The 21,571-nt window shown below is 67.2% G+C and carries 11 protein-coding genes and 2 pseudogenes; 4 read left to right on the forward strand and 9 right to left on the reverse strand.

Translation table 11 applies throughout. The features are described from left to right. Positions 1-1,064: 1,064 nt before the first annotated feature. Positions 1,065-1,715, reverse strand: a complete 651-nt coding sequence (locus ACFYWI_RS32910) for a hypothetical protein (RefSeq protein ID WP_389239430.1) — start codon at positions 1,713-1,715, stop codon at positions 1,065-1,067. An 844-nt stretch (positions 1,716-2,559) separates the two neighbouring features. Between ACFYWI_RS32910 and ACFYWI_RS32915 the strand changes: the two genes are divergently transcribed. Further along, the gene (locus ACFYWI_RS32915) at positions 2,560-3,060 is read left to right on the forward strand and encodes a DUF6624 domain-containing protein (RefSeq protein ID WP_389239431.1); all 501 of its coding nucleotides are present in this window, start codon (positions 2,560-2,562) and stop codon (positions 3,058-3,060) included. A gap of 580 nt (positions 3,061-3,640) precedes the next feature. On the opposite strand, the gene drmB is transcribed toward ACFYWI_RS32915, so the two are convergent. Genes drmB through ACFYWI_RS32935 form a run of 4 tightly spaced genes read right to left on the reverse strand, consistent with a single transcriptional unit; the run spans position 3,641 to position 14,832 of the window. Next, a complete protein-coding gene (drmB, locus tag ACFYWI_RS32920; RefSeq protein ID WP_389239432.1) occupies positions 3,641-5,443 on the reverse strand; it encodes a DrmB family protein in 1,803 nt (600 codons plus the stop codon). After that, complete coding sequence (locus tag ACFYWI_RS32925; RefSeq protein WP_389239433.1) at positions 5,424-8,603, reverse strand: helicase-related protein; 3,180 nt, start codon at positions 8,601-8,603, stop codon at positions 5,424-5,426. Before ACFYWI_RS32925 ends, drmB begins: the two co-directional genes overlap by 20 nt. After that, a complete protein-coding gene (locus ACFYWI_RS32930) occupies positions 8,600-10,117 on the reverse strand; it encodes an NERD domain-containing protein (protein ID WP_389239434.1) in 1,518 nt (505 codons plus the stop codon). The genes ACFYWI_RS32925 and ACFYWI_RS32930 overlap by 4 nt, the downstream gene beginning before the upstream one ends. Then, a complete protein-coding gene (locus ACFYWI_RS32935) occupies positions 10,114-14,832 on the reverse strand; it encodes a sacsin N-terminal ATP-binding-like domain-containing protein (RefSeq protein ID WP_389239435.1) in 4,719 nt (1,572 codons plus the stop codon). The genes ACFYWI_RS32930 and ACFYWI_RS32935 overlap by 4 nt, the downstream gene beginning before the upstream one ends. 743 nt (positions 14,833-15,575) lie before the next feature. On the opposite strand from ACFYWI_RS32935, the pseudogene ACFYWI_RS32940 reads away from it, so the two are divergent. Then, a pseudogene (locus tag ACFYWI_RS32940) lies at positions 15,576-15,734 on the forward strand (transposase); the annotation flags it as partial. A gap of 249 nt (positions 15,735-15,983) precedes the next feature. Here ACFYWI_RS32940 and ACFYWI_RS32945 read toward each other — a convergent pair. Next, a pseudogene (locus ACFYWI_RS32945) lies at positions 15,984-16,181 on the reverse strand (hypothetical protein); the annotation flags it as partial. A 130-nt stretch (positions 16,182-16,311) separates the two neighbouring features. After that, complete coding sequence (locus ACFYWI_RS32950; RefSeq protein WP_389239436.1) at positions 16,312-17,280, reverse strand: protein NO VEIN domain-containing protein; 969 nt, start codon at positions 17,278-17,280, stop codon at positions 16,312-16,314. A gap of 164 nt (positions 17,281-17,444) precedes the next feature. Between ACFYWI_RS32950 and ACFYWI_RS32955 the strand changes: the two genes are divergently transcribed. Further along, a complete protein-coding gene (locus ACFYWI_RS32955; RefSeq protein ID WP_389239437.1) occupies positions 17,445-19,469 on the forward strand; it encodes a DNA/RNA helicase domain-containing protein in 2,025 nt (674 codons plus the stop codon). Between the two features lie 70 nt (positions 19,470-19,539). Then, positions 19,540-20,097: an endonuclease domain-containing protein gene (locus ACFYWI_RS32960; protein WP_389239438.1), complete on the forward strand. Its 558-nt coding sequence runs from the start codon at positions 19,540-19,542 to the stop codon at positions 20,095-20,097. A 396-nt stretch (positions 20,098-20,493) separates the two neighbouring features. Here ACFYWI_RS32960 and ACFYWI_RS32965 read toward each other — a convergent pair whose 3' ends face one another. Beyond that, positions 20,494-21,162, reverse strand: coding sequence for a nucleotidyl transferase AbiEii/AbiGii toxin family protein (locus ACFYWI_RS32965; RefSeq protein ID WP_389239439.1), 669 nt, complete (start codon positions 21,160-21,162; stop codon positions 20,494-20,496). Next, positions 21,159-21,524, reverse strand: coding sequence for a hypothetical protein (locus tag ACFYWI_RS32970; RefSeq protein WP_389239440.1), 366 nt, complete (start codon positions 21,522-21,524; stop codon positions 21,159-21,161). Before ACFYWI_RS32970 ends, ACFYWI_RS32965 begins: the two co-directional genes overlap by 4 nt. Between the last annotated feature and the right edge of the window lie 47 nt (positions 21,525-21,571).

The raw sequence follows: 21,571 nt of genomic DNA on the forward strand, positions 1-21,571 counted from the left end.
TCCGGTGCTCCGACGGGACCGGCCGCAGCGAAGCAAGGCCCGGACCCGACGGAAACGCACCGGACCACAACCAGCCGCCCCGCCAGGGGCGACCACCGGTCCGGTGCTCCGACGGGACCGGCCGCAGCGAAGCAAGGCCCGGACCCGACGGAAACGCACCGGACCACAACCAGCCGCCCCGCCAGGGGCGACCACCTAAGACGAGGACGATGCCCAGCTCTATGGCGGCACCCCTGAGGTAGTCAGGCGGGACGCCCGGGGCGTCACCAAGGCTCCGCCTCGTTGCTGCCTGATTTGTCAGAGCCGTGGACAAGGTCGTCGCTCCAGCTGCCAAGGCTGGCGCGCCGGACGGGTGGTGGCCGTTGGCTCCACCTCGTCAGGGCTCACACACTGCCAGCACAAACGACAGCGGACCGAACACCCTCGGCCAGTCCGCGGAGCCTGACGAAGGATCGACCTTGCGGGGCCAACTGCCAGCAGCTGGCCTTCGTACATCGGCTCAGCCTCGGCTCGGCACGGTCCGACCAATGCAGCCACACTTACCAACATCTTTCCCTCTTCCCGAACTAGCACGGAGAAAGAGGTGTCGCCGAGCGAAAAGAGGCTTGCCCACGGAGCCTGACCAGGCGAAACGATCAAGATCACGAAAAGAGGGTTCACACCTCCGGCAGCACCTCCGGTGCAACCCTGGATCCCCCTGTGCAGACAACCCTGCAGACAACCTTGGGTACAACCCCTCATCCGGCGTGTGCCACGGCAGGCTTGCCCACACATCACGGCTCTTCTCCGGATGCGCTTCCGATCTGAGCCTCTGCAAGGATCTCGTCCCGCCTGGCGTTCAGCCCGCCTTCTCAGCGGGGCTCGGCCGTCTCACTCTCCTTCAGCAACGGCTCGACCGCCTCGTTGGCTTGGCGCTCGGTCCGGCTCGGAGCGCAGCGGAGGCCGGCACGTGCCGCGCGTGAGTACGCGGAGAGCCGGCACCCCCACCGCAGCACCCGTCCCGCGGCGCCCAGCCCCCGGAGGAAACGGCTTTGGGTTTTCTCCCCCTCAGCCCTGCACCCCGGCTACCTGCGTCCGGGGTGGCCTGCCTGCCGCTCCGCCTCAGCAACCGCACCCCGCCGTACTGCAGGCGGATATCCCAGCCGGGCAGCGGCCTCGTCCACCGACAGCCTCGGGTCAGCCTTCATCAGTTCTGCGACCCGCGTGCCCCTCAGCCGGACCAGCGCCTTCTGCGCGGTGGAGTAGGAGACTCCCAGCCCGGCCATCACCTGAGCAGTCGTGACCGCAGGATCGGTCTGCAGGAGAGCATCGACGCGCGCGGAGAGTTCCGCGCGCGGAACGGCATCACCACTGCCCAAGGGCCGGCCGGTCGCCGCCTGCCTGCCAGGCCGCGCCTGCTTGAAGGCCACCACGACCCCACGGGGCCAGTGCTCCACGCCCGCAACCACAACGCCCTGGGCAGCGACATCCGGTGTGGCCCGCTGGTAGCTGTCCCAACTCCTCGGCGCTACGCCGAGTTCGGCCGCGGCCTCATTGCGGTCCAACAGGTCCTCGCCGTCGCCAGCCGGCGCAAGAGCGGGCACCGGCCGGCCCGCGTGGAAGGCATCCGTCTGCTCCGCGTCCCACAACAGGACACGCGCACCGGCCGAGCTGATCGGCGCCGGATGCCCCGGAGCCGCGTACAACTTCCGGTTGCGGAAGGTCCCGAAGCTCATCCCCAGATCACGGGCCAAATCCTCCCGGGTACGCACCAGATCCCGCCGTCCAGCCCGGATCACCGCGCCTCAGCCCCCTGAACAAAAAAGCTACAGCATTTACAACAACGACAGTACGCTAAAGCCGTAAGCCACCCCCGGATCCTCCGGGTCGTGTGACTTCGGCCGGCCGGCGCCCTTGCCACCCGCTACGGCGGAAGTGGGCGCCGGCCTCTTCCGTTCGGAGCCGCCCACAGCACCTACCCAAGGCGGGGACACCCACCGCACCGGAAAAGCCGGACGGGCGGCGGCGGAAGTTGGTGGAGCCGATAGCGGCCCGGCCGGGCCAGGACGGCAACCGGCAGGCCTGGCGCATTTCCTCACCCCCAGCCCCTGGCGGCCCGCCTAGCCCGGAGGACCGCTCCGGGGGGACCACCCCGACCGCGCAGTCAGCTCCAAAGCAGTCGACGTCCCCGGCACGGACCCCCGATTCGAGACCGTCATCCACACGATGACCCCGGAGGGCCGATGTGAGAGCGTGCGATGACGCGATACGTCAACTTCGCTGATCTACGAGGAACCGAACGTCCGGCGCGTTTGCCCGACGCCTGCAGCATGGACGCCGACTCGCAGGCTTCGAGCGGGAGGTGCCGGCCTCAATCCCGCATCCAAGTTCTGGGCGAACCGACGCCCAACCGGCCGCAAAGCGTACGGCCGCGGCAGGAATGTGCGGCAGCTTTCGCCAAGATCCTCAACAGATACGAGGTGTGCACGTGGCCGAGTTGACCGTGGGCTCCGGGGCCGTCCGACCCCACCCCACTGATCGACCTTCACCGCAGCCGACTCAAGGACTTGACCACACATCATGATGCGCACCGACCTGGCCGGCGAACTTCGCCGCCGCGCCGACACCGATCAGCGAGCCCGCAATCACTGCATTCGAACGGGCGAGCCCGGGGACCTCTCAGAGATCGACACCGACAACACCGCCTGGCTGAAGTCTGTCGTCGCCGAACACGGCTGGCCCGGTAACACCCTGGTGGGTGACCAGGGCACCGATGACGCCTGGCTCCTCGTCCAGCACGCCGACCGTGACCCCGAATTTCAGCGACAGGCTCTGGAACTGCTGAAGGCTGCCGTCGAAGCCGAAGACGCCCCAGCACGGCACCTCGCCTACCTCACGGACCGCGTCCTGGTCGCAGAGGGCAAGCCCCAGCTCTACGGCACCCAGTACACCGACGAAGGCAACAGCCTGCAGCTCCAACCCGTCCGAGATCCCGAGCATCTCGACGAACGCCGTGCCGCGATGGGCCTGGACACCGCCGCCGCATACGACCAGCGCATGCACAACACATACCTGAGCTGACAGCATCCGGCATGCCCGCAACCGGGCTCGCACAGCGGAGCAGCCGGGCCCTGCGACGGTGCATCCACCGGCGGCCGGATCCTGGTGATGGCACCCACACTCGCGACCATCGGTCAAACCGCAGGTGAAAGGCCGTGACCGTGGGCCTTCGCGTCTGGCCAGGAACCCCCCGGCCGGGGTGGTTCCTGGCCATCGATGTCATAGAAAATCCGCAGTCCGGTAGTTGCCCGCTTCTCCCCCACGAAGCACTGCACCAACCAAACGGTCGCGCAAGGGTCATCCCGGAGCGGCCAGTTCAAAGGGGTGAAGGTTGTCTTTAGTCACATCGGCGCACTACAGACCCACGAGAGCCACTTCTTCGTCAAGGATCCTGCTATATGTGAACCGTTCCACCTCAGCTGAAGCCATCGCTCGCGCACCACACCCTGCGAATCAACTGCCTTCGAAAGCAGGCACTCAGAAAGCAGCGATGACCAAAGGACGTCAGCTCGCACAACCTGGCTGGCAGCAGCCGAGGATGGCCGCTCCTCGGACCCAAGCGTCCCCCGCCGGGCCGCAGAACGGCATCCAGGATACCCGGTCACCTGGGCTGCCGAACCTCCGTCAGAACGTCGTGCAGCAGTCCCCTCACATCGCTTCCGGCCAGGACCAGCTGTCGATCCAGCAGTCGGTTTCCGGTCTCGCAGGAGGTCTCGCTCACCAGGGAGCAGCCGTGGCAAGCCGAGAGGTTCAGCTGCGAGGCTCCCTGCCGGTCACTCTCGATGCAGACCGGGTCGTTGGAACAGAAGTCGGCGTCGTCCAGGGCTGATACCAGGAGGGGTATCAACTTGTCAGGCTCCCCGAGCCTGACAAGCCCCCCGAGGGTCCCCTGTGCGTCCCCCGCTGCGGTGTAGATCAGGATCCCGGCGGTCTTGTCCGTACGGTCGGAGTTTGCGTAGATCCGTTCCTGCAACGCGGCAGACGCATAGCCGCTTGCGAACGCCAGCCGCCGGATGAGCAGGTGCGCCAGCGTGTGGAGGGCGATGTACCTGGGCTCCGGCACGTCGAGGCGGCCGGCCCAGGGAGAGTCGGCCCTGCGCGTCTTGAGGATACCGGCGCGTGCCTGCACCTCCGGCTGTGCCTCCCATGCGGCGAGCTTCTCCTCGTCGAACCGCAGGAAGATTCCTTCCCCGAACAGTTCGATGGCCGGGTAGGTGGGCCGATACCGCTGGTCCGGCCCCAGATCGGCGTTGATCAGTGCCGCTTCCGCATCATGGCGCCGGAATCCTCGTAGAGCGCGGACCTCACGTACTCGACGTACCTGTCCGATACCACTGATCTTGCTGAGCAGGCTCTGCGGTCCCACAACGCCTTCGAGTCCTCGCCCGTCGACGACGAAGTCGCTTCCCGTGCGGTCGCGCCCTCCGTCAAGTTTCTTCAGGAATGCCGCCCATTCACCGTCCTTGAGGTCGAGCAGCATCTCGCCCGCAGGGCTTTCATCTCCTGCCGCGACGCCGAGAACGGTTTCCGGCGTCACTCCGAGATCCTCGGCGATCAACTGCGCCAGCATTTCCGACTGGGGTCCGCCGTTGTCCGTGACGACTCTTCCGAAGAGCATGTGCCCGCGGATCTTGTCGGCTGCTTGTACGGACCGCGGACGTTCTTCCGGTATGTCAAGAGCCGAGATCCTCTCGGCGATGTAGTTGCCCGTGGCACCTCGCTGCACGGCGACCAGCTCGTACGGGCAAGGCTTCTTGCCGGAGCCTTCCGGTTCCCAGGGCTGCCGGCCCGCGCAACGGATCCCGTCCCGCTGCAGGGCCCCCTTCGTCACGAGTTCCGCGACCTTGCGCTCGTTGCCGCACCCGTAGCACTTCACCACCAGTGCCGCGAGGCCTTCCCCACGGGTGGCCAGCTTGTGGAACCTGAGCGACTTGTAGTCACGGCAGAAGCGGACCGCTTCGTTCAGACTCGCCGCACGTCCACGATGCGCCCACTGGAACCAGTTGATGTCCTGGGCGTGGCTGCCCTTTTCGCAGACGGCGATGTATCGCATCGGCACCAGCGCGCCGCCGCACTCGCAGGTGTTGCTCCACTTGCCCTTCTTCCTCCCGGTCATTTTCGAGAGCTTGTCGCAACGCTCGCAGAACCGCCAAGCGGGAAAGCGCCAGTACAGCAGAGCGGGAGTGTCCCTGCCGGCACGATCTGCATGCGCCGGCGGTTGTCTCAGGACACCGGCACCGAGGCGGGCCATCAGACGCTCACAGCTGATCTCGTGGGCGAACGTGTGGTTCCACCAGGAGGTGTCCGGCGCCATGAGGGATTCGCCCCGAACATCGACGATCGCTCCCACACCGAACGGCGAGATCGTCTCGGAGAGGCGCAGGTCATGCCTGATCTTCTCCACGGTGCACCTCCTCAAGCGGTTCCTGGACATCGACTGCCACGTTGGGCTCCACGGACCTCATCGAGTCTCCGACGGGCCATCCTTCGCCGGACTGACCGAACTTTTTCAACACAGCTGCCTGATCATTCTTCGCGCGCCGGTAGTACAGGGGCTCGTCCGACTCGCGTGCTTGTGCCGCCCGACGGTCCCAGTCGTTCAGAAGGCTCCACACCGCGGAGCGCGTCTCCGCAGCTTCGAGATTGTCGGCACGCCTCACGTAACCGAGGAACTTGTCCACGAGTCGATCGACCGCTTCGCGGATCCTGTCGTCCTTGAGGTCGAACCGACCTGCCGCGTCGTTCGGGGCGAGTGCGGTGAACGACTGCCTCAGCAGCGCCACGAGGGCGCCGGCGAGCGATCGGTCGCGTGAGGCCAACGACCACGGCGTGACGCTCGTGGGCTCCACGCTGCGGTAGAGCGCCTCGTGGTAGCCGCGGAAGGTCTCGAAGTGCGACCGGTCACGGGCCCTGCTCGACCGGAACAGCGTGACGACGACGCCCTTCGTCTCTCCACGCCCGACACGACTGGTGGCCTGGATGTACTCGGCCGTGGTCTTCGGCTGCCCCACCATGAGCATCAGGGCGAGCCTTGGAATGTCGATGCCCACGGAGAGCATGTTCGACGAGAGGACCACGTCGACGGCCTCCGACGACTCGTCGGCACTGACCCGGAGCGCGCGAAGATCGTTCGGTAGTTCCTCGGCTCCGCGGCGGCTCGTCAGTTCCAGGACCTTCCCTGCCCTGATGGGGCGCAGCGGGAAGCCGAGCCGTTCGGCGCGAGGCTCCAGACGGCCGTTGACGTCGTCGACGACCAGCGTCCCGGTACGCCCGAGCTCACGAAGACTGTTGTGGTACATGACCAGTGTCCAGTACGCGTCCCGTGAGGCGGCGGAAGGAGCGCGGGCGGCGAGCGCCTCCGGCATCTCCGCCATGGGGGTGACCGCGGAGATGACGGCCGACGGCTGCGAGACCGACTGTGGCATCAGGCCGACGTAGAGACGTCCTTCTTCGCTTTCCACGGGGCGGGAGAAGAAGGTGCGGTCGTCGTCGAGTCCTGACGGTGGATACAGGGCGACTTCACGCCCGTACAGTCCTTCCACCTGTTCCTCGGACGCCCGGATGGTGGCCGTGGAAGCCACGATCTTGGGACTGGAGCCCGACCGGCTGAGCAGGAGCTGGATCACGGCGTCGAAGACGGCGACGGTGGTGCCGAGCGGCCCCGAGAGCAGATGCAGCTCGTCCTGGATGATCATGGACGGTTGCTTGAAGGTGGTCCCGAGACCGAGCAGCCTGCCGGCTTCCGGCCTGAACTGCAGACGTGCGAACTTGTCGACGGTGGCCAGCAGGATCGTGGGCGGTTCCTCGTACAGCGCCTCGTCGACGACCTCGAGCGGAAGCTCGCCGGCGAACTCGCACGATGTGTCGACGCAATGGAGTGCGACGTCCCGTCCCACCAGGCACATGCCGTAGTCCTGCGGCTTGTCGCTCCTGAGCTTCGGCATCAACGGCTTCAGACACCACGGGCAGCTCTCGACCTGGAACTGGTTCGCCTCTTCCGGACGCGCGGCCTTCTGAAGACGCTCGAGCGCGTCACGCGCCTCGCGGCGCGTGCCGGGGGTGACGTCGTTACCCACCCACAGACCGATCGAGAACGGCACCATCCTCTTCGCCCGGTCGTCCGTGGCCCGCAGTCTCTCCATCGCGCAGACCAGCGCCGCGGCCCGTTGGAACTGCTGAGAGGTCAGCAGCCGCAAGGTGTAGCGGGTGATGACGGCGGTTCCCCCACCGGCCACGCCATGAGCGAGCCGTCGGCGGAAGACCTCGATCGCGGCGAGACCCAGGTAAGCCTCGGTCTTGCCGCCACCGGTCGGAAACCAGATGAGATCGACGAGATCCCGGTCCTTGTGGCTCTCGTCGACGGTGGAGGCCAACGATACGAGCAGGAAGCCGAGTTGGAACGGGCGCCACTGCGGCTCCGGCACCTGGTCCTGCGGATTTCCACGGTTGATCGACGCCTGCCGCATCTGAAGCCGCATGGCGGCCATGCCGAGCGAGAAGGCCGTTCGAAGGCCTTGTCGTCCCGGTGTCCGCAGGAGGTCGATGCCTTCCCTCATTCTGTCGACGGCGTCCTTGGAACGCCCGGCGATTCGGACGGCCACGGCCTTGTCGTCGCCGAACGCTTCCGCCCGTTCCATCTGCTGGGAAGCCCAGCCGGCGAATGCCTCGACGAAAGCATCCAACGATCCAAGGACCGCTTCGGGATCCGTGTCGATCTGCTGAAGGTGCCTCAACTCCAAGGCCCTGGCCTCGGCCGTCCCCTCGTCGAACCCCGTGGTCTCGACAGCAGGCACCACGAAGGCCGGTACGGGATCGAGGAAGGCCCTGGCACAACGGCCCTCCGTAAAATCCCAGTCCGCGGCCATACCGTGCCCGACCGCGTAGATTTTTCGGTTGCGGTACCGCAGGCGCAGCTCGGCGGCTTCCGGGTCGGTGTCGAACGAGCGCGTCGTGTCGTACTCCAGGATCTTGGCGCCGGCCGGCGGAGTGACAGCCAGGTGGACCTGGAACAGCATCCGAGGGATGTCGAGTCGGTCGTCACCCGTGGATTCGGTCCGGACCCGTACGTGCACGGTGACCAACGAGTGGCCCTGGAAGTCGCGCCAACGTGACCCGACCTCGACCGAAACACTCCCCACGGCCAGGTGCACGGGCCCCTCCCCGTTCCGCAGAACGAGGTCGTCGGCGGAGAACGGGGTACGCCGCCATCTGGGCGGCCCGTCCCCCTCGACGACGGCGTACGTGCCGCACGAGAAGTCGACGTCGACGCAGTCGCCGTCGGTGACGAAGGAGATCGCGACGGACGAGGGCCTCCAGTCCTCTGCGAGGGGGACCCCGGCGCCGTTCTCCTCGACATCGCCTCCGGCGACGTCGGCGGACACCTCTTCGTCGCCGTCCCCGTCGCCGTGCGGCCCGCGAGCCTCGGCCTCGACCGGGAACAGCATGCCGACGGCGTACTGCCGGTGAGGGAGGTTCGCCGTGACCTCCTCGTCTCCCGCCTCAGGCCCCATGTAGGAGTCTCGGAGGTGCTGCAGGGCCTTCTTCTGGGCCACCGTGAGGTTCACTTGCCGACCTGCTTTCGAAGAAGTTCCTGGAGCCGCTTCTTGTCCTCCTTGGACGCGACCACGTGGAGGGTGACCCGTGCCCTGGTGACGGCCACGTAGAACGCGGCCAGTCCCCGGTCGTCGTATTCCTGGGGCAGGTCGCAGACAATGACGTGCTCTGCTTCCAGCCCCTTGGCGAACCGCGGGTTCGTCACGAGAAACCCGGCCGCGCTCCTGCGCGGCTCGGCGTCCTCGCAGACACTGATGATCCAGATGTCCTGGCGGCGGGCCCCGTTCGCGACGAGGTCTCGAGCCACGGCCTCGGCCGCAGCGACGTCGGCCGTCCCGTCGGACCACCGCCATTCCACTCGGTCACCGTGGACGATGCCCGGGTCCCCTACGTCGGCGCCGAGGTACTCCTGCACGACATGGACGATCGCCCGGGTGTTGCGGACGTTGCGGTCCAGGTCGTACTGGAGCGCCTCCTGCTGGACCAACTCGCAGACGTCCGGGTCGAATTCGCCGTCGACGCGTGCCTGGTTGTTGGGGTCGAGGAACATCCTCCACCGTCCGCCTTCGCGACCTCCGCGGATCACGGCGTCCAGTGCGTCCATGCCCTCGGCGTTCATGAGGTCCTGTGCCTCGTCGACGAAGACGACGTCGTACTGCTTGTCACCGGACAGGTCCGCGAACGGAAGGAGATCGATGTTTCTGCCCTCGATCCGCGGGCCGAAGAAGTCGACGAGGGCAGGCGAGTGAAAGGTGATGAGGACCGACTTTCCCTCGCCCGCCTCCTGCTTCGCGCCTTCTGCCAGCACCAGGGACTTCCCGGTGCCCGCACCGCCGAAGACGAGCATCCTCGGATTCCTGGAGAGCGCGGCCAAAACCCGGGCCTGACCCTCGGTCGCTCGGTTCTGCTCCTCTATGACGGCGCCCCGCTGTGCATCGATGACGGGCATCCGCGTGAACTCACCGAAGAGGCGCGCCCGCAAGGTGTCGGGTCGAGCGATTCTGACCCCGAAGGGGGCGGTTCTGGCCTCACCGGCAACCCTTTCGAAGGCTTCGGTCATCGAGGCGATGCTCATCCGGTCCTTGGCCCACCAGTGGCTCCCCCTCCACTCGACCGCAGCGGGAGGGGCGTCGATGTCAGGGGTGAGGGCCACGGCCTCGGTCGGGAACCAACCGACGCCTTCCTCCTGGAGAATGTCGCGCAACGCATACATCGCCGACTGTGCCTGGTCCATCGGGGACTCACGCAACTTTTTCCAGTCGCCGTGGCGGTCGATGGAGTACCAGACGCCGTCGTACTTCCTGACGCCTCCGCCCTTGACCTCGATGATGACGACGACGCCGTCCCAGAGCACGACGAAGTCCGCTTCTCCCTGCTGTTTGACCGCGTGGCTTCGCAGTTTCACGGAGTGGAAGGCGACCGCGTCGTGGGGGCCGTCGATCGCCCTCAGCAGTCGGGCGACCCTTCGTTCGGCGTTGCTGGTGGTCGTCGTCTCGATGTCGGCCAGGTCCGGTACGAGGATCATGCTCCCTGCTTTCGCCAGAGGTCCTCGTAGTCGCGGTATCCGAGGAAGTCGTTGACCGCTCCGAAGTTGTCCGCGACGTCCACGATGAGGCACTCCTCCTTGCCACCGTTCGCGCGGCCACGCAGACCGCGGCCGGCCATCTGGATGTATGCGCTGGGACTGAACGTCGGCCGTGCGATGTACAGGGCGCGGACGCCTGGTGCGTCGAAGCCCTGGATCAGCAGGTCGCAGTTGGCCAGGACCCGGATCTCTTCGTTCTTGAACTTCTCGATGATGTCGCGGCGTGCCTGCCGTCCGGTCTGGCCGCTGACCGCCTCGGCCGCAACCTGCCGGTAGCGAAGCGTTGCGGCAAGGACCTGGGCGGACAGGACGTTCGGGGTGAACACGAGGATGGGCCATGTCGGGTCCTGGCCGAGGATGTGTTCCACGAGGATCCGCATGCGGGCCTGGTCCTGACCGATGCGGTCGAGAACCTTGGGCTCGAGTTTGCGCCACGACTGCACCTGCTGGAGTTCGTCCGGCTTCAGTGCAACATCCACGCCCGGCAGCACCTCGTGTCGGACCCGGGCGAGGACACCCCTCTTCGACAGTTCCTCGTAGGCGTTGCCGTCGAAGGCCCTCATGATGTGGTGGCCGAAGCGAGCTGCCAGCTCCTCCGTCGGCTTGGTGACGACGTCGCTCTTGCCCTTGAACGGGGTCGCCGAGACGCCCACCAGAGGCCGTTCCCAGCTGCGACCGTCGACTCCGAGCCACCTGAGGAGCTTCGTGTACATCTTCGAGCCACCTGCTCGGTGCGCCTCGTCGATGAACACTGCGGATGCCTGGCTGAGCCACTCGTACTCGGAGGTGTCGGCCACCTTGTCGAGCTTGGCGTCGGTGGCCACGATCACGCTGAACTCGGTGTCGGGTTCGTGGACGACGTTGGTGTTCCAGAGCCGACCGATCGTCAACGCACGCTCGTCGCCGAGCCAACGCCAGACGGTGCTGAACGTCTGCACCGCCTGCTCGCAGAGCTCCTCCGACTGCGCGATCCAGAGCACGGTTCCGCTCATGTCGCCGTTGACGAAGAGCCGCAGTACGGTCTCGGTGGCGACGCGGGTCTTCCCTGCTCCCGTCGGAAGCTCCACCATGCCCTTGCGTGCGCGACCGTCCGCCTCCCGGGACGTCAGGACCTCCTGCAGTTCCTGGCTGATCTTGTCCTGGAAGTCGTGCAGAGGGTTGAGCTTCACGGCACCGGGCACGACGAACTCATCGTCCTGGTGCCGGCCACGACGCCCGGCGTACTGCGTGCCGAAACCCATCCTCCGGAGCCAGGCAATGGTCGGCGCTCCACCCGCCCATGTCGTGGGAACGTCCGTGTACCCCTCGGCGCTGAACTGATCGGCGAGGAGCTTGATCGAGTCGCTGCCGTAGACGGTCAGAAAGAGCTCCGCGACGGACGTGGAGTCGTCCACCAGGCCCTGCCCCTCGAGTGCCTGCCAGAGCCCCTTCGGCAGGATCTCCTTCAGCGTGTCGTCACCGAAGAAGTTCTCCAGACGCTCAGCGTCACTGGACGCAGCCCGGGCGGCCTGCCGCTGCGCCTCCAGACGCTGGTCGACGCGTACCTGAAGAATGTTGCTCAGCTCGGCGTTCGACAGGCGCAAGTCGAATGCCTCGTTGACGAGCTGCAGAACACGTCGTTCGCCAAGGTCCGCATGGACCACGAGGGTCAGCCCCTCGAGGTGCCACTCGAGCGTCTTGTCCTCGACACCGTCCTCGGTGGTCACGCGCTTCGTGATCTGGCCGGCCTTCGCCACGGTCGCGTTCATGACCTTGTCCTCGACGAACGTCGAACGCAACCCGGTGTACAGGTCGACGACCCGCTCCTCGTCCTGCCGACCGTCGACCAGCAGCGCGAAGGAGAAGCTGTCCTCGAAGCGCCGGCATCCGACTGCTTCGACGAACAGATCCGCTTCGTCGGCATCCGCCACGAGGTACGGCTTCTGCCTTCCACTGAGGAACGCGCGTTCCTCCTCCGTCGTCGCCAGGTACACCGCGTCCGGTCGCCTCGCCTCGATGGCGCGTCCCACCCGCGCGGGGATGAGCGCGGGACGCCCGGCCGGGAAGGCGAGCCTGGCCGCGGTGAGGACGAACCCGGTCAACGCCCCGTTCCTGATCGGCGAGGTGACCTCTGCCTGGAGCGCCTCACACAGGACTTCCCCCGGGACCGCGCCCAGTTCCTTCGGCAGCGTCAGAGCGTCTTCGACGTGCCGCGGTCCTCGAAAGAGAGGCAGCAGGGCCTCGTACTCGACGAGCGACGCGGAGACGACCCGGCCGGGAGCCCGGTAGCCGCGAGTCGACTTCAGCAGCCCCGCTCGGCCCACCGCCCATCGAACGGGGGAAAGTACTCGGTGCGTGAGCTCCGTGTCGATGTCCGTGCAGAGCCAGTGGCCTGCCTCGTCGAGCTTGAGCAGCCGCTCCGTCCAACGCTCGCGGATGCTTTCAGGCGCCTTCGCCTCCTTCAGCATCAGCAGCGCCGAGAACGGACCGGGACCGTCGCCCCTGTCGAACTCGACCTGCTCGACGGGACGCTCCCCGGGCCCGAGCCTGCGGTTCAACTCGTCCAGCACGTACTGGTAGTAGGCCTCGAAGTGAACCTCGTCCTCGAGCGAGTACCAATCCGCCGGCTCGGTGACCACGCCTGCCGCATGGGCGATCTGGGGTACGCACTTCGTCCGGTCCAGCACACGATCGGGGGTGCTGTCGCCGAGGCCGTCGATGTCCAGCACGTAGGCGGGCGATGCCCAACCGCCGTCGCGCGTCGGGACCTTGAGCGCACCCGACTTGTTGCCGGCCACAACCTTTTGTGCCTGCGCCATGGGCACACCGGTGGCCGCGTCCCAGAACTTCGGCAGTTCGTCGTCCTGCGACTGCGGTGACAGCTTGGCCATCCTGGCCTCGAGCATCGCGAGCGGGTCCAGGTCCCGGAATCCCTTGTCGCCGAGCTTCTTCTCGACGCCGGGAACGGCAAGGAAGTCCGGATCGACGAAACACGATCCTTCGACGTCGATGTCCTCCACGCGATGAAGGAAGACCCGGGCTCGGTCCTTGACGGACAGCATGCCGTCGGTCGTCGGTATGACCTTCGCAGCGCCGATGCTGTCCCTGGGATTTCGCAGCACGAAGTCGAGCGCCTTCGCGGCAGAGGCCATGTCGGGCCCCTCTGCCCACTCACGCAGCCAGGACTGGACACCCCGCTTGGGTATCCTCTCCAGCGCCTTCTTCTCGTCCCGGGAACGTGAGTCGGCGAAGGCGGAGGAGACGCTGCACACGTGCAGCGCCCTCAGGCGACTCACACGCTGACCGTTGGCGTAGCAACGCCAGTGCGGCACGTCGTCACCGGTGTGGGGCGACTTGATCCACTCTTCATGGTCGCGCTCGGACGCGTCGCCGACGCCGAAGTCGAGAGGACGGAGCGCGGACGGCGTGCACAGAGCACCCGTCGCGTCGGGGATCAGGGCCTTCTCGGATCCGAGCTGCGGGACATGGGCGCAGAGGATCTCGTCGCCGAACGAGTGGGTCTCACGGCCACGCGCCGGCATGTAGTCCAAGTGTGCTGCCGGATCGTCGACGGACGATACCTTCGGCAGCAGGTCGAGGAACATCTCGGAGAGAGTCACGAGGATCTCTCGGTTGTACTTGTTCTCGAGCAGCGTGGTGCGGTCGTCGTTGACGCTCCAGGGAGCGTTGAAGAGGGCGGACGCGGACGTCCTGTCCTGGAGCGGGAAGTACGACCAGAACTCGCCCGTCCTCAGCTGGGCGAAGCGCGCCGGCACGGCCACCGTGACCTTCACCTTGTCACGCGACACCGCTTCACCGACCTCGGCCCGCGCCTCGGGACCGGGTGTGTGCATCTGGTCTTTGACGTACCACTCGTCGTGGTCGCCGTCGGGGCGCTCGATCCGGAACTTGCCGTCGCCGAGGTCTCGTGACACATGACTCGTCACGAAGTGGGCGTCCGTCCCGATCACTCGGAGCCGGACTTCACGCACCGTGTTGACGAAGAGGAGGAACTCGGATCGGAACTCCTCGATCTCCTTCTTGAGGTTCCCCAGCTTCGAGGCGTGCGGCAACCTGACGATGGTCGCCGCCCACTGCGCGAGTTCGGCCAGAACCGGATCCTTGGCGAACTCGGCCTCGGCATCGATCCGCGTCGCAGTCCTCAGGACCGGGAATCTTCTGGCCGTCGACCCGATCGACGCGATCGTTGTCCTGGCCTTGGAAGAGTTGAACCCGAAGGAGATCGATCGGCTGAAGACCTGCGGGGCATCGGTGACAGCGAGCACCGACTTGAACCCGAGGCCGAACCGTCCGATCTCGTCGCCCCTCTTACCACTGAGGTGTGCGTGAGCAATCGCCGTGAGGCCGCTTCGCGAGAACGGACGGCCGGCGTTCGCGCAGTACAAAGTCTGGTGGTCAAGGTCAAGGACGATCTCGACCCGCCCTGCTCCCTCCTCGTGCTCGGCAGCCCCCGACATCGCGTCGGCCGCGTTCTGCACCAGTTCCATGAGCGTGCGGTTGGAGTAGCCACCGATCCGTATGGACTCCTCGTGGTTGGCGTGCTCCGTGATCAGGTTCGGATTCGCACGATACGAATCGATCGCCCGCCCGAAGAGGTCGTCAACCTCACGGACCAACCCAGCGTCGGGGACCCACTCGGCACGCTTCCTCGTCACGACTGCACCGTCCCAATTTCCGACACCACAATGCACCGCTGCCAGACCTGCACCTACACGGCTCCTGAACTTCGAACACCCATGCCCCCGACAGCACGTCACACCACACACGCACCGCGGAGGTGGCGCTGCCGACCCCGTCGGGTCACGGCAGAACCTCCTCCCATGTCACTGCAGGGTCAATGAACCAGTCCAGGCCCCTGCCTGAACGCGTGCCAGACACACACAACGGCCTTCACAAGTCCCCCTCATTCATGAAGCTTAACCATTCAACAAAATGCCGTCATGCGGAACCCTCGTTACCAACACGCAATCCAAAGATCGCACCGACATGCAGCCTTCCATGTCCGCGCTGCATCAACAGGTTTGCCTGTCAGGCAAAGTGACCCAGCACCCCGGAACCGTCTCGACTGCCCAACCGGACGCCTCCAGAGTCATCAGCCGCCCCGGACCGCACCCTCGACGCCCGTGAACCGATCTTCACAAATCCCCCTGTTCGCACCTGATCAAGGCTTCAGCAACCCCCTGCAAAGCGGACGCACTTTTGCCGAATCGAGCTACGGCGACTGGGGCGCAGGGGGTGGAGTGCGCCTTCCGTGCGCCCCCTGTACCACCCGCCGGAGTCAGCGGATGACCGGCTGATCGACGAGCTGGTGACCCGGGCCCAGGCCGAGGGCCTGCAGCTGACTGGCGAGGGCGGGCTGCTGCAGCACCAAGAGGCTGTTGGAGTCCACCTCACCTAGATCAAGAACCGCGGCGTGAACGACGTCCTCATGCTCGTCTGCGACGGCCTGAAGGGCCTGCCGGAGGCGGTCGAGACGGTCTGGCCCAAGACGATCGTGCAGACCTGCGTGGTGCACCTGCTGCGCAACATCGGTCAAACCACAGGTGAAAGGCGGGAGCGCGCCTACTTCATCGGGTGGCCGAAGCCCGCTCACACCAGCAAGGAGCCCGACAACGTCGAAAGCCCCGCCCGCGATACCGACCCCGCCGACGCGACGGTACCGGCGGGCCGTTCGTTGAACCGGTCAGCCGACGTGCACAGGCCCCGCGTCGCCATGGGCGAATTCCCGTGAGCTGCTCCCACCACCGGCGTGGGGGGCGGCGGGTCTGTCAGACAGCCGACCACCTCACGAGCGAGCAGGACTCCGTACGGTCTGCCGCGGGCCATATCGCTCGGGCAGGTCTTGCCCGGGCGCCCCGGTCCGCAACCGCGACAACACCCTGTCGATCACCTGCCGGTGATCCCGCCAGGGCCATAGGCGTCGGAGCGTGGCCTCTCCAAGCCGTTGCGGCTCGGTTCTGTGCTTCGCCTTCGAAGTTCTTGATCGAGTCGAAGCCTGGAGAATCCCGTCTGAGCTCCTTGGTCACGGACGCTGTGGTCGGGGCGGAGTGGCATGGTGGCTTGTCTCCTGGCTGCGGGGCAGGTGATTAGGCGTCAGCCTTTTCGACCATCTTCCTGCGGCCGGGGCTTGGGCGTCAGCTGGCCGGCGTCGGCAGCCGGTATTCGTACGTGCGGGGCCGCAGGTCCTGCTCGGCGGGCTCCCAGTTCTCGTAGAGGGTGACGGTGTCGCCCGTGGCGGTGTACGGGTCGGTGCGGGTGTCGACCTTGATGTCGCTGACGACGTACAGGTCGACGGTGTTGTCCTTGTCGCGTGCGTGGAGGACCTCGTTGATGGTCAGTTCGACGCTGGTGGGCGCCCCGGTGGTCCCTTTGACCTCGACGTGGCGCTCTTGGGTGCCACGGGTGCAGTGCAGGTCGTAGGGCTTGCCGAGGCGTTCCACCGTCCAGCCCTGGTTTGCGTAGTGGGCGGCCGCGTGGTCTTCTGCGTGCTTCTCGATGGCGGTGCGCTTCTTGGGGTCGGAGATGTAGCCGGCGCCGCGGCGCCGGCGCTGGGGCTTCTTCTTTCCTTCGACCTGATCCGCGGTGAAGCCGGGGGACTTGTCGAGGGGGACGACTTCGGGCTGCTGGGGGTCGACGGGAATGCCTGCTTGCTGCAGCAGTGGCAGGGCGGGCATCGAGACGAGCTTGCCCATGCCGCGGTCGGTGCCGGAGCGGCGGATTGCGTCGCTGCCGGCTTGGGTGAGGGGGCCGTCTGGGCCGAGAGGGACGTCGTGGAGGACGGCGAGGGGCTCGATGCCGAAGCGGCACGGGTACTTGATGCGCTGCTCGGCTTCCTCGTCCGGCCAGTGCCAGGCGGTGCCGGTGTAGAAGTCGCCTCGGATCTCGAAGAGGTAGAGGGTGGCGGTCTCTTCCAGCCAGCTCTCGAGCTGTACGCGGGGGGAGGCGCCGGTGGCCAGGACGGCGAAGCGCGGGCGGGCGTAGCGGTATTGAGGTTTTTCCTCGGGGAAGCCCCAGGAGCGGGTTTCGATGCCGTACTGGAGGTTGCGCTGTGATTCGGTGCTCTGGCCGACGTGAACCATCATGAACGGACTGGGAGTTGCCATGCAGGGCATCATAGATGACCCCTTACAGACCAGTCGCTAGCATTTGGTCTCCAGGTGCACGGACGGCGCGGCTTGGCCCGGGAGGCCAACCTCCGCGGTGGGAACTGGGCGGCGGGACCGGGGGCCCGGGTGACGGGGAGTCATCAGATAGAAGGGGGCGGGAGATGTCTGAGCAGGTGCCGGCTGCCGTGGCGGGCGAGGTCACTGCGGTGATTCCTCCGAGCAGGGCCGCAGCCGAGGGTCCGGGAGTGGCGTGTGCCGCTGCGGGCCGGGTGCGGGACATCGCCGCGGCGCTCGATGACGCCTCGTTCATCGGCAGGTGCGTCGCCCGGTACAGAGCGTCCGGATTCGGAGTGCCGGGGGATGCGGAGGTGCGCAGCTGGCGCCGCTCGTGGCCGCCACTGATGAAGGCGCTGCTGCGGGCCGGACTGTCGGACCTGCAGGTGTATCTGGAGTACGGGACCCCGGGCGGAAGCCGGCGTCTGGATGCCCTGCTGGTCGGCGCGGCGCCGGACGGGGGGCTGGTCCTGGTCGTGGTTGAGCTCAAGCAGTGGGAGAGCTGCCGTGTCCTGGACGGTCAGCGGGTGATGCGCAGCGACGGCGAGGTGACGGCCCATCCCGTCTATCAGGTGGCCTCCTACCGCAGCTTCTTCCAGCACTGGAGGCCCGCTCGCGCTCCTCGGCTGGACGTGCGCGCGGCTGTGATGCTGCACAACGCCACCGCCCAGGAGGGAGCCGCTCTGCGGCCGGACGTGCCCGCGGTCGCCGACATCCCCGTGCTGACCGCCGAGGATCTGTCCGCGGAAGCGGGGGTGCTGGCCGGCCTGCTGCGCTGCAGCGATGTGACCTCGCCGGAAAGCGCTCAGGTGGCCGCGTTCGAGGCCATCCGATGGACGCCGTCCACCCGGCTGCTGGACCAGGTCGGCTCCGTCCTGATGGGCGGCACCGCGTTCGCTCTGGTGGGCGACCAGCAGGACGCGTTCGTACGGATCCGTGCCGCCGCAGCCCGCTACCTGCCCACCACACGCGGCCCGAGTGCACAAGGGGCGGGAGACGGCTCCTCGGACAGGAGGACGGGCGGGGCGGTCATCACCGTGCGCGGCGGGCCGGGCAGCGGGAAGACCGCTCTGGCCGTGCGGCTGCTCGGCCACCTCATGCGCGCGCACCCTGCGACGAATCCCCGTTTCCTCACACCGTCCGGCACGCTGCGTGCGCACCTCCTGCACGCCGCCAGCGGCCACAGCGCCGCGCGTGAACTGTTCCCGCCAGCAGGCTCCCTGCGCAGCGCCGCCCGCCAGGGCGGGGCGATCGTCATCGACGAGGCGCAGCGCATCAAACGATCGGCCGCACAGCAGCTGGCGCCGGATCTGGCCGCCGTGCTGGAGCACGTCCCGCTGGCGGTCATCTTCCTCGACGAACGGCAGATCATCCGCCCCGATGAAGGCACCACCGTGGAGGAGATCCGCAGTGCCGCCCGGAACCTGGGCCGCGTCCACCATCACCTGGAGCTCACCGGCTCCTTCCGCTGCAACGGCTCAGCCGCCTACACCGCCTGGGTTGACGCCCTCCTGTACGGCGCCCCGGCCCGGTGGACCGGGGGTGCCGGCTACGACCTCGCCCTGAGCGAGGACCCCTTCCAGCTCCAGCGGTGGACCGAACAGGCCACCGCCGCCGGCCACACCGCCCGCACCGCCGCCGGGTTCTGCTGGCCCTGGACCCGCACCCGCCCCCGCGGCGCCACCTCCCTCCCCCTCGACATCACCATCGACGCCCCCGCCACCGGACCCGACACCGCAAGGCGGACCTGGAAAGCCGCCTGGAACGCAACGAGCGCTCTCACCGACTCCGAGGGCTCCCTCCTGGCCCCCCACAGCCAGCTCTGGGCCACCCACACCGGCGGACACCAGCAGATCGGCTGCATCTACACCGCCCAAGGCCTCGAATACCACCACTCCGGCGTCATCATCGGCCCCGACCTCACCTGGACAGACGGCCACTGGAACGCCCACCCCGACCAGAGCGACGACCTCAACCTCCGCCACCTCTCCCCCGAGCAGTACCTCCCCTACGCCCTCAACACCTACCGCGTCCTGCTCACCCGCGGCACCCACGCGACCCGCATCCACAGCACCGACCCCGCCACCCACCACTTCCTTGAACAGCTCATCCACCCGGCGATCAGCGGCTAACACCCCCGCGCCCCCGCCGACGAGCCGTCCCTGCTGCCCCGGTGTCAGATGCCAGCGTTAGCTTCTCGGCGTGGACTTTGAGGACTTCGCCGACGATGCCGGCTTCTGCTGCGACTGGTGCTATGACGATGCCGACCCGGCCCCGCGGGTCCGCCGCCCCGACAAGAACCTGTGCGTACGCTGCAACCGAGCCGTAGAGCAGGCCCGGACCTACCGACTCGACATCGCGCAGAGGAACGCAATTCTCCGAGTCCAACGCGACCTCTGCGCCCTGTGCCAGGAAGGCCCCGACGACCAAGCCGGCCTCACCGACGACACGAATAGCTTCTGGCACATCGACCACGACCACAGCTGCTGCGCAACGGGCGGCTCCTGCGGACGATGCGTTCGCGGTCTCCTCTGCAGGCCATGCAACGTCATACGGCTACCCGCCTACGAACGGCTGCCCGCCATCCTCCGCGACAGCCCCCGCTTCAACACCTACCTCGACAACCCGCCGGCCAGACAGCCCGAAGCCCGCCCGGGCCCCCGGGACCACACAAGCCCCCGCGACACCACCAGCCACCTCATCGACGCCTTCTTCGACGGCTGGAACCACAGCAACGCACCAAAGAACTCTGGAACCTGAGAAAGCATCACCCCCAGTGAGATAAAGCCTCACGGCAGCAGCACCACTCATCCATAGCTCACCTCATGACAGCAACAAGCCATGCACGAAACACCCCGCGGACCAGCACCGGAACGCCACAACCAAAAGATTACTGCCGCCCCACACTCGAGGTGACGTTGCGAACCTGATCATTTTGGGTACCTTCGGGCGTCTGCCAACGCTTGGCCAATAGGAGCATCAGTCCAGGCCGCGCAAGGGATTGGCCGGCTTCAGCTGCCGTCGGCCGACCGGGCCGTCGCGCGCGCCGCGGGCAGTCAAGTCCCTGAGTGCGCCGCCGACTGAGCGGAGGTGGTGCGGCCATGTCCGTAGGCGCGAACCAGGTAGCTGAGCAGCGGGCAGCGGCCCCGAACCGACTCAGTCCTCCTCGTCCTCGTCCGTGTGCAGCCGCTGGTCGAGGTCGCTGGCCCATTGCTGGGCCCACGCCCGTAGTGACCTGATGTCGTCTTCGGGCACCCCGTAGGCGGCGAATTCCTCATCGTCGAACCAGTCGGCCCCGCCGAGACGGTCGCGGAGGTCCTGCAGACGGAACTCGTCGCGGCCGTGCCGGGCGCCCAGTGCTTCGAGGTCGGCGGTGGTGCGGTGGCGGGCTGCGGCATGGACATCGATGAGATCGCGCACCGCGCCGCGATCGGCCAGGGCCCGGACCTTGGTGCCGATCACATCGTCCAAAGCAAGGACCGGGCCGTGCTCGGTCTCGGCCGGCTCTGACCAGAGGTTCTCCTTGAGGACGTCCACCTCGCACTCTTCGCCGTCGGCCGGGTCGGTCACCATCAGACGGGCCGAGAGCGGGTCCACGCTCACGACGGTCACCTGCCAGCCCCGCTCGGCCAGACCGAGTTCCAGGTCGCGGGCGATGTCTGCCATGGGTGCCGGGTTCTCGGTGGCCACGTCGAGGTCCTGGCTCAGGCGGTCGACCAGGCCATGGGCCTGCACGGCGTATCCGCCGGTGATGACCAGCGGGTACGGGGTACCGATGGTGAGGACGTCGGCCAGGAGTCGGCGGTGCAGATCGCCAAGGTTCACGCCGCGTCGGACGTCCGGCCGGCGAGCACGGGGAAAGCGTCCTCCCACACGTGGCGAATGTGCCGGCTGACCAGCGTGCGCAGCACCGGCCACTGAGCGAGGAGAAGAGTCCGGTCGAGGACGGCAACGAGGTCCTCGTGCTGCCCTTCGGCCAGCACCGTGCGGTACAGGCTCATCCGCTGCCTCGGGCGGTCCAGGTCATACGTACGCAGCCCGGACCAGGCGACGTGGAGCGGCAGCTCGACCTGGCCGTGGACGGGCCCGGAGAGGTCGTCGAGGGATGCGGGCAGCCGGCCCGCATACCGTGCCCGCAGCACCTCGGCGGCAGGCGGCGACGAAGAGGAAGAAGACACCGGAGCCATGCGCCTCATTATCCCGTACTGTCCCTCTCCCGGTACCGCAGACGCGG

Origin of the sequence: Streptomyces sp. NPDC002889 (assembly GCF_042888425.1) — a bacterium.
In the GTDB taxonomy this organism is placed as follows: domain Bacteria; phylum Actinomycetota; class Actinomycetes; order Streptomycetales; family Streptomycetaceae; genus Streptomyces.